We start from the raw sequence: 14,261 nt of genomic DNA, 5'->3' as shown, positions 1-14,261 counted from the left end.
CCATGAGCAATACGACACCCGCCGCGACCATCGCCGCCGTCCCCAAGAACGACGTGCGCACGCCCGCCACCGAGTTCTGGCGCAAGTTCAAGAAGCAGAAGCTTGCCGTCGGCGCCGGCCTCTTCGTCATGCTGCTGGTCATTGTCGCGGCCTTCGCGCCGTGGATCGTGCCGTTCGACCCGGAGAACTTCTTCGACTATGACGCGCTGAACGCCGGTCCGTCGCTGACGCACTGGCTGGGCGTGGATTCGCTGGGTCGCGACATCTTCAGCCGCATCGTCATGGGCGCGCGCATCTCGCTGGCCGCAGGCTTCCTGTCGGTCGCCATGGGCGCCATCGTCGGCACCTTCATGGGTCTGATGGCCGGCTACTACGAAGGCTGGTGGGAACGCATCACGATGCGTATCTCCGACGTGCTGCTGGCGTTCCCCGGCATGCTGCTGGCCATCGGCGTGGTCGCCATCCTGGGTTCCAGCATGGTCAACGTGATCGTGGCCGTGGCCGTGTTCAGCGTGCCCGCGTTTGCCCGCCTCGTGCGCGGCAACACGCTGTCGATCAAGCAGATGACGTACGTCGAAGCCGTCAAGAGCGTGGGCGCGTCCGACTGGACGATCATCATGCGCCACATCCTGCCCGGCACGATCTCGCCGATCGTGGTGTACGGCACGATGCGGATCGGCACCTCGATCATCACCGCCGCCAGCCTGTCGTTCCTGGGCATGGGCGCTTCGCCTCCCACGCCGGAGTGGGGCGCGATGCTGAACGAAGCACGCGCCGACATGGTCATCGCACCGCACGTCGCGATCTTCCCGGCGCTGGCGATCTTCCTGACGGTGCTGGCGTTCAACCTGCTGGGCGACGGCCTGCGCGACGCGCTCGATCCCAAGATCGACCGCAAGTAAACCTGCCGCCGGGCCTCTTGCGAGGGCCGGCGTGGAGGGCGATTTTTCCGCCGCCGCCTCCGTCCGCCACGCGCTTGCCAGCGCGTGCCCCGGACCCAGGGTGGCGGCGTTTTGCATTCTGGAGCGTGGCGACACGTAGACGAACATGGACAAACAAGCGCTGGACATTCCGCGTATCGGCGTACTGCCGTCGGGGCCGCTGGACTCGATCTGCGACGTGGGCGACGTCACCGTTGGCCATTGCACGCTGGCCGAGGGCCCGCTGCAGACCGGCGTGACCGTCGTGCGCACGCATGGCGGGGATGCCTTTCTGGACAAGACGCCGGCCGCGGCCACCGTGCTGAACGGCTTCGGCAAGAGCACCGGCCTGGTTCAGGTGCAGGAACTGGGCGTGCTGGAAACGCCGATCGGGCTGACCAACACGTTCGGCGTGGGCACTGTGGCCAATGCGCAGATCCGCGCGGCGGTCGCCGCCAACCCCGCCATCGGCCGCGGCATGGCCACCGTCAATCCGTTGGTCTTCGAGTGCAACGACGGCTACCTGAACGACATCCAGGCGCTGGCAGTCCAGGAATCCCATTACGCCGCGGCGCTGGCCGCCGCCGGTAAACAGTTCGCGCAGGGCGCCGTGGGCGCCGGCCGCGGCATGTCCAGTTTCTCGTTCAAGGGCGGCATCGGCTCGGCCTCGCGCGTGGCGCAGATCAAGGACGGCCCGCAGTACACCGTGGGCGCGCTGGTGCTGTCGAACTTCGGCCGCCTGCCCAACCTGACGGTGGCGGGCAGGCCGTTCGGCCGCCGTCTGGCGAGCCAGCTTGACCAAGGGCTTGCGCAGCAGGGCGAGAACGCCGTGATCGCGCCCGAGAAGGGCTCGATCATCCTGCTGGTGGCCACCGACGCGCCGCTGGATTCGCGCCAGTTGCGCCGTCTGTCGCTGCGCGCCGGCGCGGGCCTGGCGCGAACCGGCTCGGTGTTCGGGCACGGCAGCGGCGACATCGCGCTGGCGTTTTCCACGGCATACACGATTCCGCAATTGGCCGAGTCGCCCATGCCCGCGATTGCCATGCTGCACGAGGCCCGCATCGATCCGCTGTTCGAAGCCGCCGCCGAGTCCTGCGAGCAGGCCATCATTGCCGCGCTGTGGCACGCAGAAAGCGTGACCGGCCGCGACGGCAATCACCGCGATTCCATCCGCCATGCCGCGCCCGATTGGCGCCAGTGGCTGTCCGCTACCGAATTCTGAATATCCTGAAGGCCAACTCATGAAGATCCTGATTTCAACCGATATCGAAGGCGTCGCCGGCGTCTTCCACCCCGAGCAGGTCCGCGCCGGCAATGGCGAATACGAGCGCGCGCGCGCCTGGATGACCGCCGAGGCCAACGCGGCCGTGCAGGGCGCCATTGCGGGCGGCGCCGAAGAGATTCTGGTCAACGACTCGCACGGCGGCTTTCGCAACCTGCTGCCGGACGGCCTGGACGAGCGCGCCCGACTGGTGCTGGGCAAGCCGCGCTACCTGGGCATGATGGGCGGGCTGGAAGAAGCGTGCGACGCCGTCTTCATGATCGGCTACCACTCGCGCTCGCAGGGCCGCGGCATCCTGGCCCACACCATCAACAGCTTCGCGTTTGCGCGCGTCATCATCAACGGCATGGAGCTGGGTGAAGCGGGCCTGTACGGCGCGCTTGCCGGCGAACTGGGCGTGCCCGTCATCCTGGGCACCGGCGACGATGTGTTCATCGCGGAAACGCGCGACACCTTCCCCGGCGCCGAATGGGTGCAGACCAAGGTCGCGCACGGGCAGGGCAGCGGCGTCACGTTGTCGCCCACAGCGTCCCGCCGCGCGATTGCCGCGGCCGCCGAAACCGCCGTGCGCAACTTCAAGCGCGGCGGCGACAAGAAAGCCGTTCCTTTCGTCATTCCCGCGCCTATAGAATGCCGGTTGCAGACGCAGAGCGCGGCATTGGCCGACCTGTTCTGCATGTGGCCCACGCTCGAACGCGTGGACGGCGTCACCTTGCGATTCACCACGGATAGCATGCAGTCCGCCATCCGTACGCTGAACAGCCTGGGCGCCATGTCTTTCATGTTGCGCTAAGGATCCCATCTCCCATGTCTAGCACCGACGCCCGTATTGCCCAATTGCGGCAGGCCATGAGCCGCCGCGGTCTGACCGCCTACGTCGTACCTTCCTCGGACCCGCACCTGTCCGAATACCTGCCGGCCCGCTGGCAAGGGCGGCGCTGGCTGTCGGGCTTCACGGGCTCGGTGGGCACGCTGGTGGTCACGGCGGACTTCGCTGGTCTGTGGGTAGACAGCCGCTACTGGGTGCAGGCCGAAGCGCAGCTCGCCGGCACCGGCGTGCAGCTGATGAAGATCGCGCTGGCATCGACGCCGGGCCATGTCGACTGGCTGGCCGCCAATACCGGCGCGGGCGACGTCATCGGCGTGGACGGCGCGGTGCTGGGCCTGGGCGCCTTCCGGGCCTTGTCGGCTGCAGCGGCAACGTCCGGCGCCGTGCTGGAAATCCGCGAAGACCTGCTGGACGAAGTCTGGAACGATCGCGCCGGCCTGCCGGACGCCAAAATTTATGAACACGTGGCGCCCGAAGCCTGCGTGACGCGCGCAGACAAGCTGGCGCAGGTGCGCGACGCGATGCGCAAGCACGGCGCGGACGTGCATTTCGTCTGCACGCTCGACGACATCGCCTGGCTGTTCAACCTGCGCGGCGCGGACGTGGACTACAACCCCGTCTTCGTCGGCCATGCGCTGATCGGCCTGGATCACGCCACGCTGTTCGTGGCCGATGGCAAGATCGACGACGACCTGCGCGCCATCCTGGCCGCGGACGGCGTCGAAGTGGCGGACTATGCCCAGGCGGCGGATGCGCTGGCTTCGCTGGAACAGGATCAGAAGCTGCTGATCGATCCGGCCCGCGTCACCTGCGGCGTGTTCCATGCCATGGACCCGGCCGTGCCGCGCGTGGAAGCCATCAACCCGTCCACGCTGCTCAAGTCGCGCAAGACCGACGCAGAGCTGGCCAACGTGCGCCAGGCGATGGCGCAGGACGGCGCCGCGCTGTGCGAATTCTTCGCCTGGTTCGAAGGCGCGCTGGGCAAGGAAACCATTACCGAACTGACCATCGACGAGCAGATCACGGCCGCCCGCGCGCGCCGTCCCGCCTACGTCTGCCCCAGCTTCGCCACCATCGCGGGCTTCAATGCCAACGGCGCGATGCCGCATTACCGCGCCACGCCCGAATCGCACGCCACGATCGAGGGCGACGGCCTGTTGCTCATCGACTCGGGCGGCCAGTACCGGGGCGGCACCACCGACATCACTCGCGTGGTGGCGGTGGGCACGCCCAGCGCGGACCAGAAGGTCGACTTCACGCTGGTGCTCAAGGGCATGATCGCGCTGTCGCGCGCATCGTTCCCGCGCGGCACGCCGTCGCCCATGCTGGACGCCATCGCGCGTGCGCCCATCTGGGAAGGCGGCGCGGAATACGGCCACGGCACGGGTCACGGCGTGGGCTATTTCCTGAACGTGCACGAAGGCCCGCAGGTCATCTCGTACCGCGCGATGCCGGGCCCGCACACGGCCATGGAACCGGGCATGATCACATCCAACGAGCCGGGCATCTACCGTCCGGGCCGCTGGGGCGTGCGCATCGAGAACCTGGTCGCCAACCGCAGCTGGCTGACCTCGGAGCTGGGCGAATTCCTGTGCTTCGAAACGCTGACGATGTGCCCGATCGACACGCGCTGCATCGAGCCTTCGCTGATGCGCGAGGACGAGATCGACTGGCTGAACGACTATCACAAGACGGTGTTCGAACGCCTGTCGCCGCTGGTCGAGGGTGAGGCGCTGGCGTGGTTGACGCTGCGTTGCGCAGCGATCTGACGTTGCATTGATGCCGGCGGCGCCCGGCGCAAAGCAGAAAGGCCACGACGCATGACGCCGTGGCCTTTTTTTCATGGCGCGCGGTTGAGGCTATCGCACGGACCCGCCTTGATTGCGGTAGAGCAGGCGCGTGGCCACCAGGCAACCCAGCGACAGCAATGCGCCGTAGGCCAGCAGCACCAGCGCGGCGGACGCCGGTGATTGGGCGGCCCATGCCAACTGCTCCCAGGTCATGGACTTGAGGATGATGAGACCGGCGCCCAGGCCCAGCACCTGCGCGAACCAGAACGCAAGGCTGCCCAGCGCCACGGCCCGGCCGGTGCCGGCGTATTCAAAGGCGCGGGGTAGCAGCTTCAGGCACACGATCGTGACCAGCGCCAGCAGCGCGACGGGCAATACCCAATAGCCCAGCGCGTACTCGGCCCAACCCGCTTCCAGCGTCTGCATCTGCAGAAAGCCGCCGAGCATGATGGAGAAGCTGGTCTGCCAGATCAGGACGGTCAGGCCGCAAATCCATGCCACATGCCGCCGCGTCAGCGTAAGACCGGCGCCCGGGCCGGTGGGCCCCGCCGTCCATGCGGCAATGCGCAACGCCACCCAGATGCCGATGACTTCGAGCACGATGGTGACGGCGCGGATCATCAGGTTGATGGCGATGGACCGGCCCACGATGCCCAGGCCGAATGCTTCCTCGAGCCAGGAGCCGCTCTTGAACGTGCCGATCATGAGCACGTTCTGTGCGATGCCGACGCCGCTGGACAGGCACAGCGTGTAGAGCGCCTGCAGGGCCAGGAACGTAGCCAGCATCCTGCCGGGCTGATTCACGGTCGCGGCATCGTGCCGGGCGAGCCACTGGCGCGTCGCGCACCAGGCGGTCAGGCCCACGACCAGGAGGGTCGACACCAGGGTGGCCAGCAGCGGGGCCAGCACCGGCGGCTGCATGTAGCTCGCGCGGATCTGGTCGCCGTAGGGCAACGGCGTCATCAACGTGTAGGCCTGCACCAGCACGGAATAAGCCAGCCGCAGCAGAACGGCGGCGACAGCGATGCGCCAGGCAAGGGAATAGGCAGGACGGGTGGAGTCGGTCATCAGCGCGAGGGTGAAGAACGGAGGGCGCTGCCGGGAAGGCAGCGGTCGAAAAATAGGGAGCGACCATAGCACGTGCGCGTGGCGCGGCTCGCAGCGTTGCCTTGCCGAGTGCAGCCAATTGTTACCCGCACGGCGCTAGGGGAAAACCCAAACAAGTCGCGTCGCCCGGCTATAATCCAAATTTCCCGCACGCGCCCGCTCGTCCCGGGTGCTCATTACGATGACCAAATACGTATTTGTCACCGGCGGTGTGGTGTCTTCCCTGGGCAAGGGCATCGCCGCTGCGTCGCTTGCTGCCATTCTCGAGTCGCGTGGTTTGCAGGTCACCATGCTGAAGCTCGACCCCTACATCAACGTCGATCCGGGCACGATGAGCCCCTTCCAGCACGGTGAAGTGTTCGTCACTGAAGACGGCGCCGAAACCGACCTGGACCTGGGCCACTACGAGCGCTTCATTTCCGCTCGCATGCACAAGGTGAACAACTTCACCACCGGCCAGATCTACGAATCCGTGCTGCGCAAGGAGCGCCGTGGCGACTACCTGGGCAAGACCGTCCAGGTGATTCCCCACATCACGAACGAAATCCAGGACTTCATCGCCCGTGGCGCCGAAGCCGGCTGGAATGGCAACACCGATGTTGCCATCGTCGAAATCGGCGGCACGGTCGGCGACATCGAATCGCTGCCGTTCCTCGAGGCCGCCCGCCAGATGAGCCTGCGCATGGGCCGCAACAACGCGGCCTTCGTGCACCTGACGCTGGTGCCCTTCATCGCCTCCGCCGGCGAACTGAAGACCAAGCCCACGCAGCACTCGGTGCAGAAGCTGCGCGAAATCGGCATCTACCCGAACGCGCTGCTGTGCCGCGCCGACCGCCGTATTCCGGACGACGAGCGCGCCAAGATCTCGATGTTCTCGAACGTGCCCCTGGACGCGGTCATTTCCGTCTGGGACGCCGACTCCATCTACAAGATCCCCGCCATGCTGCACAAGCAAGGCGTGGACAACATCGTCTGCGAAGCCCTGGGCCTGACCCCGCCGCCGGCCGACCTGTCCATGTGGGACAACCTGGTCGAAGCGCTGGAACACCCCGAGCACCAGCTCACCATCGGCATGGTCGGCAAGTACGTCGACCTGACCGAGTCGTACAAGTCGCTGACGGAAGCCCTGGTTCACGCCGGCATCCACACGCGCTCGAAGATCAACATCGAGTACATCGACTCGGAAGACATCGAAACCCGCGGCACCGACCAGTTGAAGCACCTGGACGCCATTCTGGTTCCGGGCGGCTTCGGCAAGCGCGGCACCGAAGGCAAGATCGCCGCCATCCGCTACGCCCGTGAAAACGGCGTGCCGTACCTGGGCATCTGCCTGGGCATGCAGCTGGCGGTCATCGAATTCGCCCGTCACGTCGCCGGCCTGGGCGGCGCCAACAGCACCGAATTCGATCCCTCCGCACCGCACCCGGTGGTTGCACTCATCACCGAATGGATGGACCGCGAAGGCAAGGTCGAAAAGCGCGACAACTCGTCCGACCTGGGCGGCACCATGCGCAAGGGCGCGCAGCGCGTGCCGATCAAGGCCGGCACCCGCGCGCAGACCATCTATGGCGACGAAGTGAACGAACGTCACCGTCACCGCTACGAGGTCAACAACGTCTACGTGCCGCGCCTGGAAGAAGCCGGCATGGTGATCAGCGCCCGCACGCCGACCGAGAACCTGCCCGAAATGATGGAACTGCCCAACCACCCGTGGTTCGTCGGTGTCCAGTTCCACCCGGAGTTCACGTCCACCCCGCGCGACGGCCATCCGCTGTTCTCCAGCTACATCCGCGCCGCCATCGAGCAGAAGGCTCGCCGCGGCCAGGAGGCCTGATGCGCGTCCGCGGTCCTGAGTTCCGTAAGCGGATCCTCGGGGCCGCGGGCCGTTTCCCCAGCGCCGCCCTATACGGCGGCGCTTCTTTCGGATACAACCGATTAGCATCGGATATGCGTCGCCCGTGCGCCTTGCGCGACACTGGCGGCGGCGTCGTATCCGGCGTCAGCCCCCAACCAACGCAACTGCTCTGAAGGAACCCCATGAGTGCTTATCTCATCGCCGACGTCAAAGTGACCAAGCCTGCGCAGTACGAGGACTACAAGCGTCTGTCCACGCTCGCGATGCGCGCGTACGATGCCAAGATCCTGGTGCGCGGCGGCGAATCCAAGCACCTTGAGGGGCGTGAACCCGGCCGTACCGTCGTCATGGAATTTCCGTCCATGGCCGCGGCGCAGGCGTTCTACGATTCCTGGCAGTACCGCCGTGCCCGCAATGCCCGCGAAGGCGCGGCCGTCATGAATATGTTTATCGTTCAGGGAATGTAAAGTCATGAGTGCAATCGTCGACATCATCGGCCGCGAGATTCTGGATTCGCGCGGCAACCCCACCGTGGAATGCGATGTGCTGCTGGAATCCGGCGCCATGGGCCGTGCGGCCGTGCCGTCGGGCGCCTCCACCGGCGCCCGCGAAGCCATCGAACTTCGTGACGGCGACAAGGGCCGTTATCTGGGCAAGGGCGTGCTGCGCGCCGTTGAAAACCTCAACACCGAAATCTCCGAAGCCCTGATGGGTCTGGACGCGCAGGAACAGACGTTCGTCGATCGCACCCTGATCGAACTGGACGGCACCGAGTCCAAGGAGCGTCTGGGCGCGAACGCCATCCTGGCAGCCAGCATGGCCGTGGCCCGCGCCGCCGCCGACGAATCGGGCCTGTCCCTGTACCGCTATTTCGGCGGCAGCGGCCCCATGAGCATGCCCGTCCCGATGATGAACGTCATCAACGGCGGCGCGCACGCCAACAACACGCTGGACCTGCAGGAGCTGATGATCCTGCCGGTGGGCGCCGGCAGCTTCCGCGAAGCCCTGCGTTGGGGCGCTGAAGTCTTCCACATGCTCAAGAAGCTGATCCACGGCCAGGGCATGTCCACCGCCGTGGGCGACGAGGGCGGTTTTGCGCCCAACGTTCCCAGCCACGAAGCCGCCATCCAGCTCATCCTGAAGGCCATCACCGAAGCCGGCTACGAGCCGGGCACGCAGATCGCCCTGGGCCTGGACTGCGCCAGCTCCGAGTTCTACCGCGACGGCAAGTACACGCTGGCCGGCGAAGGCGGCATCTCGCTGTCCTCGCAAGAGTTCACGAACCTGTTGGCCACGTGGTGCGACAAGTACCCGATCATCTCGATCGAAGACGGCATGGCCGAAAACGACTGGGAAGGCTGGAAGCTCCTGACCGACCAGCTCGGCAAGAAGGTTCAGCTGGTGGGCGACGACCTGTTCGTCACCAACACCAAGATCCTGCGTGAAGGCATCCAGAAGGGCGTCGCCAACTCGATCCTCATCAAGATCAACCAGATCGGCACGCTGACCGAAACGTTTGCCGCCATCGAAATGGCCAAGCGCGCCGGTTACACCGCCGTCGTCTCGCACCGTTCGGGCGAAACCGAAGACTCGACCATCGCCGACATCGCCGTGGCGACCAACGCGATGCAGATCAAGACCGGCTCGCTGTCGCGCTCGGATCGCATGGCCAAGTACAACCAGCTCCTGCGCATCGAAGAAGAGCTGGCTGAAGTGGCGTCGTACCCCGGCCTGGAAGCTTTCTACAACCTGCGTTGATAAGAAGCGCGGCCCCGGCGTCTTGCCAGGGCCGCATCCACGCCACGACAGTTGAGGTTCCCGCGTATGCGCCTGTTGTTCCTGGTGCTGTTCGTGCTGCTAGGCTTGATCCAATACCCGCTGTGGCTGGGTAAGGGCGGCTGGTTCAAGGTCTGGGATCTGCAACGCCAGGTGGCGGAGCAGCGCGAGACCAACGAAGGCCTGCGCGCGCGCAATGCCGCGCTTGAGGCCGAAGTGCGCGATCTGGAAGGCGGATCGGGAGCCATCGAGGAGCGGGCGCGCGGAGAGCTGGGCATGATGCGGGACGGCGAAGTGTTCGTGCACATCCTGCCCCAGAATACCCAGCCGCCCGCCGGCGCCTCGCTTTCCGCCGAAGCGCCGCCCAAACCTGCCGTAACCGGCACCCCGGCGCGCGCAAATGCGCCGGCTGCCCGGCCTGCGTCGGCCGCGCCCACGACCCGGCCTGCTTCGACGACGGCCACGCCCCGGCCCGCGTCGGCAACGCCTGCCAGACCCGCCGCCACGACCGGCGCCAACAATTCCAATTCCACCGCCCGGCAGTGATGCCCGGCGGTTTTTTTTGACCGGGCGGCGTCCCCGCCTATCCTGAGCCGCAGCGCAACTGCCGGCACTCCCCGTACACCACGCCTTCCGGATGGGGCCGCTTGCGCGCCCAGTCGACCGGATGCGTGTGCATTTCGTGTTCCAGCTCCACCACGATGGGCAGCAGGCCGCGGGTCAGCGCGTGGCCGGTGTAGGTGCCATCCCGCCGGCCTGACACGGCCAGCAGCGCCCGCAACGGCGGCAGCAGCGGCTTGTGCAGATACGTCAGCCGCAGCTTGAGCGTGTTGGCCAGGAAGATGTCCTGGCCGCCCGGGCGTGGCGGGCGGCGGGCATGCTGCAGATCCTGGTAGCCGTTGTCGATGGTCCGTAGGCCCGGCGCGCCAGCCACCTGCAAGTCCGGCCGCCCGTGCTCGCGGAACGACTGGTCGTCGGGCCGCAGCACTTCAATGCGCCAGGGCGGGGCCCCCATCAATGCCTTCAGTGCTGCCATCGCGCCATCCCGCCGTTCAATGGCGCCGGCCGGGCCGCTGGCGCTCGCATGCAGCGGCAGCAGCGCCTGCAGAAAGGCAGCTCGCAGCCGGGCCGGGTCGCCATGGCCCGTGGCGCCGGCGCGCGCCGCTTCCATCAGCGCCAGGTGCGCCATCTGGCGCGCGCCGTGCCACCGCGCGGCCTCGACGCACAGCAGGCCCAGCAGCAGCACGATGGCGCCTGCCACGGCGAACTCGAGGGCGGCGGCCCCGTGTTGCCGGCGTACGGCGCGTAAGTGGCAAGAAAAAATTAAGGCGGTCATGGCTGCGCAGTGTGGCGCGCCCATGACCGCCTGTCGATAAGGACAATCCGGCGTGACAAAAACGTTCCGGCGGGCTTGCCGCCGGGACGCATCAATCATCAATGCACGGTGGGAGGCTCATCTCCGGAGGACGTCTGGCTCGCCGAGAACAGCGCCGCGCAGTCGACCGTATCGAACTTGTAAGGCTTGCCGCAGAAATCGCAGGCGACGTCGACCTGGCCGCGCTCTTCCAGGATGCTGTTGACCTCTGCTTCGCCCAGCGAACGCAGCATGTTCGCCACGCGCTCGCGAGTGCAGGGACAGTGCCAGCTCACCGGCTGGGGGTCGAAGGCGATGAGCGTTTCTTCCCAGAACAGGCGATGGATGAGCGTGTCGATGTCGGTGGCCAGGATCTCGTCGCGCTTAAGCGTGCCGGCCAGGGCGTTGATGCGTTCCCAGGTCTCGGCGGCCACCTGTTCGGTCAGGGCGCGGTCGGTCTCGCCGCCGCCGTGGTGCGGCAGGCGCTGCAGCAGCATGCCGGCCGCGTGGTCGGCGTCGGCCGACAGCCACAGGCGCGTATCCAGTTGCTCCGAGGCCTTCATGTAGTGTTGCAGGGCTTCGGCGACGGTATCGCCTTCGAGCGGCACGATGCCTTGGTAGGCCTGCTGGCCGGGCAGCTTGCGCTGCGGGTCCAGCACCACGATGAAGCGTCCATTGCCGCCGGGGTTCAATAGGCTTTGCATGTCGCCGGTGCTGGGCACGTCGTGGCCTTCGCGCATCTTGACGGTGGCGCGCAGGCTGAGGTCCGAGCGGCATTCCACCACCAGCAGGGCGATGGGGCCGTCGCCCTGGATCTGCAGCACCAGCGAGCCATCGAACTTGATGTTGGCGGCGAGCAGGGTGGATGCCGCCACCAATTCACCCAGCAGATCGGTGATGGCGGGCGGGTAATCGTGGTTGGCCTGGACGGCCTTCCACGTGTCAGACAGGCGCACCGCTTGGACGCGGACGCTGCGGTCTTCGGTAAGGTATTTTTTGAGCTGATCGGTCATAGCGGAATGTTAGCCGATCGCGGGGGGGTATTCCCCCTGCTGGCAGCAGGGGTTGGGGCACTTGCGGGGGCCCTCGGGGGAGCCGTCAGCCGATGCGTTTCAGGGCCGTCTTGTACTGTTGGCCGCGCGCCACGTAATGGGCGGTGTTCTTGTGCATGTTGGCGATTTCCTCGGCGGAAAGCTCCCGCACGATCTTGCCAATGCCGATGACCAGCGAATTGTCCGGAATGACCCGGTCTTCGGGGATGATCGCCCCGGCGCCGATCAGGCAGTTGCGGCCGATGACGGCGTTGTTCAGGACGATCGCCTGCATGCCGACCAGCGCCCCTTCGTGGATGGTGCAGCCGTGCAGCATGGCCTGGTGGCCGACGGTGACGTTCGGGCCGATGGTCATGGGACAGCCCGCGTCGACGTGCAGGACGCTGGATTCCTGGATGTTGGTGCCTTCGCGGATCAGGATGGCGTCGTTGTCGGCGCGGATCGATACATGCGACCAGATGCTGACGCCGGCTTCCAGCGTGACGTTGCCGATGAGGTCGGCGCTGTCGGCCACGTAGGCCTGCGGGTCGATGCGGGGGATCAGGTCGTTGAGCTGGTAAATGGCCATGCCTAGGTCTCCGTTTGCCGCGCCGGGGCGGCAACGGGCGCGCCAACGTCGGTCTGGGGCGCGCTGGCCTGCGCGCGTTCTGCTTCACGCTCGCGCAGGATGCGCCGCTGGATCTTGCCCGTGGTGGTCATGGGCAGTTCGTCCACGTATTCGATTTCCTTCGGGTATTCGTACGGCGCCAGGCGCTCGCGCACGTGCTCCTGAAGGTTTTCGGTGATTTCGCCTCTGTCCCGGAGGGCAAATTCCGGCGTCAGCACCACAAAGGCCTTGACCACCGCCCCGCGCTCGGCGTCCGGCTTGGGCACCACGGCGGCATTGGCCACGGCCGGGTGGCCAACCAGGCAGCTTTCGATTTCACCCGGGCCGATCCGGTAGCCGGCCGACTTGAAAACGTCGTCGGCGCGGCCCGCATACCAAAGGTAGCCGTCCTCATCGACGGTGGCGAGGTCGCCCGTCAGGCACCAGTCGCCCTTGAACTTGGCCAGCGTGGCGGCCTCGTTGCGCCAGTAACCCAGGAACATGACCGGGTCCGGAAAGCCGTGGATGTCCAGCCGGTTGACCGCGATCTCGCCCGTGGCGCCCGGCGCGACCGGCGTGCCGTCGTCGTCCAGCACCGCCACGTTGTGGCCGGGATACGGGCGGCCCATCGAGCCGGGTTTGGCGGGCCAGCGTTTGTTGCTGTTGCCCACCACGTAGTTCATTTCGGTCTGGCCGAACATTTCGTTGGGCGTCACGCCCAGCGCCGTTCGGCACCAATCGAACACCGTCTCGCCCACGCTTTCGCCGGCGCTCATGATGGAGCGCAAGGCAAGCTGGTAACGCTGGCGGGGCTCTGGCACCGCTTTCATCATCATCTTCAGCGCGGTGGGGAAGAGGAACGTATTGGTGACCTGATAACGTTCCAGCAGCTCGAAGGCGCGTTCCACGGAGAAGCGTCCGCGCGTGCCTACGATGGGGTGGCCGAAATACAGCGTGGGCAGCAGGGCGTCCATCATGCCGCCTGTCCAGGCCCAGTCGGCTGGCGACCAGAACACGTCGGCGGGCTTGGGAAACCAGTCCTGCGAGGCGACAAAGCCCGGCAGGTTGCCGATCAGCACGCTGTGGGGCAGCAGCGCGCCCTTCGGGGCGCCGGTGGTGCCGGAGGTGTAAAGCAGGATGGCCGGATCCGACGAACGGGTCTGCACGGCCTTGAATTTGTTGGGTTGGCGGGCCAGCAGGCTGCGCCATGGCAGCACACGTTCGTCGGCGAAGCCGATGCCGATGACCTGCTGCAGGGCGGGACAGTGTTCGGTGACGGCCAGCAAATTGGCGCTGGAGGCGTGGTCGACGATGGCGACGCGGGCTTCGGCATCGCACAGGCGGCTTTGCAGCGCTTCGGGGCCGAAGAGCGCCGACAGGGGCAGGACCACCGCGCCGACGCTGTAGATGGCCATATGAGCGACCACGGTTTCCGGGCGTTGCCCCAAAACCACACCGACCCGGTCGCCCTTGCCCACGCCCATTTTCACCAGGCCGTTGGCGAGCTGATTGGCGGCTTCCGCCAGGCGGGCGAAGGTCCAGACCTCGCGGTTGCCGGACTCATCTTCGTAGTAGATGGCAATGCGCCGCGCATCCGGACTGCTGGATGCCCAGCGGTGGCAGCACGCTTCCGCAATGTTGAACTGGGTGGGCACCAGCCAGCGGAATGATTGGTAGAGCGCCTGATATTGGTCGTTCATGGCCCTATGT

The 14,261-nt window shown here is 66.5% G+C and carries 13 protein-coding genes; 8 read left to right on the top strand and 5 right to left on the bottom strand.

What is annotated here, in order from left to right; translation table 11 throughout:
• The first annotated feature begins 2 nt into the window (after nucleotides 1–2).
• From gsiD to KW836_RS26560, 4 genes are all read left to right on the top strand, one after another.
• Nucleotides 3–902, top strand: coding sequence for a glutathione ABC transporter permease GsiD (gene gsiD, locus KW836_RS26575; protein WP_218345207.1), 900 nt, complete (start codon nucleotides 3–5; stop codon nucleotides 900–902).
• A 145-nt stretch (nucleotides 903–1,047) separates the two neighbouring features.
• A complete protein-coding gene (locus tag KW836_RS26570) occupies nucleotides 1,048–2,142 on the top strand; it encodes a P1 family peptidase (protein ID WP_218345206.1) in 1,095 nt (364 codons plus the stop codon).
• Nucleotides 2,143–2,161: 19 nt separating this feature from the next.
• Nucleotides 2,162–2,995 carry a M55 family metallopeptidase gene (locus KW836_RS26565; protein WP_218345205.1) on the top strand — a complete coding sequence of 278 codons (834 nt, stop codon included), beginning with the start codon at nucleotides 2,162–2,164 and terminating at the stop codon, nucleotides 2,993–2,995.
• A 14-nt stretch (nucleotides 2,996–3,009) separates the two neighbouring features.
• Nucleotides 3,010–4,800, top strand: a complete 1,791-nt coding sequence (locus KW836_RS26560; protein ID WP_218345204.1) for an aminopeptidase P family protein — start codon at nucleotides 3,010–3,012, stop codon at nucleotides 4,798–4,800.
• 90 nt (nucleotides 4,801–4,890) lie between these two features.
• Here the strand turns inward: KW836_RS26560 and KW836_RS26555 are convergent, their stop codons facing one another.
• Entirely contained in the window at nucleotides 4,891–5,889 is a 999-nt protein-coding gene (locus KW836_RS26555; protein WP_218345203.1) for a hypothetical protein, read from the bottom strand.
• A 220-nt stretch (nucleotides 5,890–6,109) separates the two neighbouring features.
• Between KW836_RS26555 and KW836_RS26550 the strand changes: the two genes are divergently transcribed.
• The 4 genes from KW836_RS26550 (at nucleotide 6,110) to ftsB (ending at nucleotide 10,105) form a co-directional block, all read left to right on the top strand.
• Nucleotides 6,110–7,762: a CTP synthase gene (locus KW836_RS26550; protein ID WP_175122909.1), complete on the top strand. Its 1,653-nt coding sequence runs from the start codon at nucleotides 6,110–6,112 to the stop codon at nucleotides 7,760–7,762.
• A 203-nt stretch (nucleotides 7,763–7,965) separates the two neighbouring features.
• Nucleotides 7,966–8,250, top strand: a complete 285-nt coding sequence (locus tag KW836_RS26545; RefSeq protein ID WP_056322046.1) for a DUF1330 domain-containing protein — start codon at nucleotides 7,966–7,968, stop codon at nucleotides 8,248–8,250.
• Between the two features lie 4 nt (nucleotides 8,251–8,254).
• Complete coding sequence (eno, locus tag KW836_RS26540; protein ID WP_054429546.1) at nucleotides 8,255–9,541, top strand: phosphopyruvate hydratase; 1,287 nt, start codon at nucleotides 8,255–8,257, stop codon at nucleotides 9,539–9,541.
• A gap of 66 nt (nucleotides 9,542–9,607) precedes the next feature.
• A complete protein-coding gene (gene ftsB, locus KW836_RS26535) occupies nucleotides 9,608–10,105 on the top strand; it encodes a cell division protein FtsB (RefSeq protein ID WP_175122908.1) in 498 nt (165 codons plus the stop codon).
• Nucleotides 10,106–10,142: 37 nt separating this feature from the next.
• On the opposite strand, the gene KW836_RS26530 is transcribed toward ftsB, so the two are convergent.
• From KW836_RS26530 to KW836_RS26515, 4 genes are all read right to left on the bottom strand, one after another.
• Complete coding sequence (locus KW836_RS26530) at nucleotides 10,143–10,895, bottom strand: TadE/TadG family type IV pilus assembly protein (RefSeq protein WP_370633078.1); 753 nt, start codon at nucleotides 10,893–10,895, stop codon at nucleotides 10,143–10,145.
• A 98-nt stretch (nucleotides 10,896–10,993) separates the two neighbouring features.
• On the bottom strand, nucleotides 10,994–11,926 hold the full coding sequence (hslO, locus tag KW836_RS26525; protein WP_218345201.1) for an Hsp33 family molecular chaperone HslO: 933 nt from the start codon (nucleotides 11,924–11,926) through the stop codon (nucleotides 10,994–10,996).
• A gap of 85 nt (nucleotides 11,927–12,011) precedes the next feature.
• Nucleotides 12,012–12,533, bottom strand: coding sequence for a gamma carbonic anhydrase family protein (locus KW836_RS26520; RefSeq protein ID WP_175122905.1), 522 nt, complete (start codon nucleotides 12,531–12,533; stop codon nucleotides 12,012–12,014).
• 2 nt (nucleotides 12,534–12,535) lie between these two features.
• On the bottom strand, nucleotides 12,536–14,251 hold the full coding sequence (locus KW836_RS26515) for an acyl-CoA synthetase (RefSeq protein ID WP_218345200.1): 1,716 nt from the start codon (nucleotides 14,249–14,251) through the stop codon (nucleotides 12,536–12,538).
• Between the last annotated feature and the right edge of the window lie 10 nt (nucleotides 14,252–14,261).

The sequence above is a fragment of the Achromobacter sp. ACM05 genome (genome assembly GCF_019218915.1).
Lineage (GTDB): Bacteria > Pseudomonadota > Gammaproteobacteria > Burkholderiales > Burkholderiaceae_B > Achromobacter > Achromobacter animicus.
The sequence above is the reverse complement of the archived record's forward strand: the minus strand, read 5'-3'. Positions and strand labels throughout refer to the sequence as shown.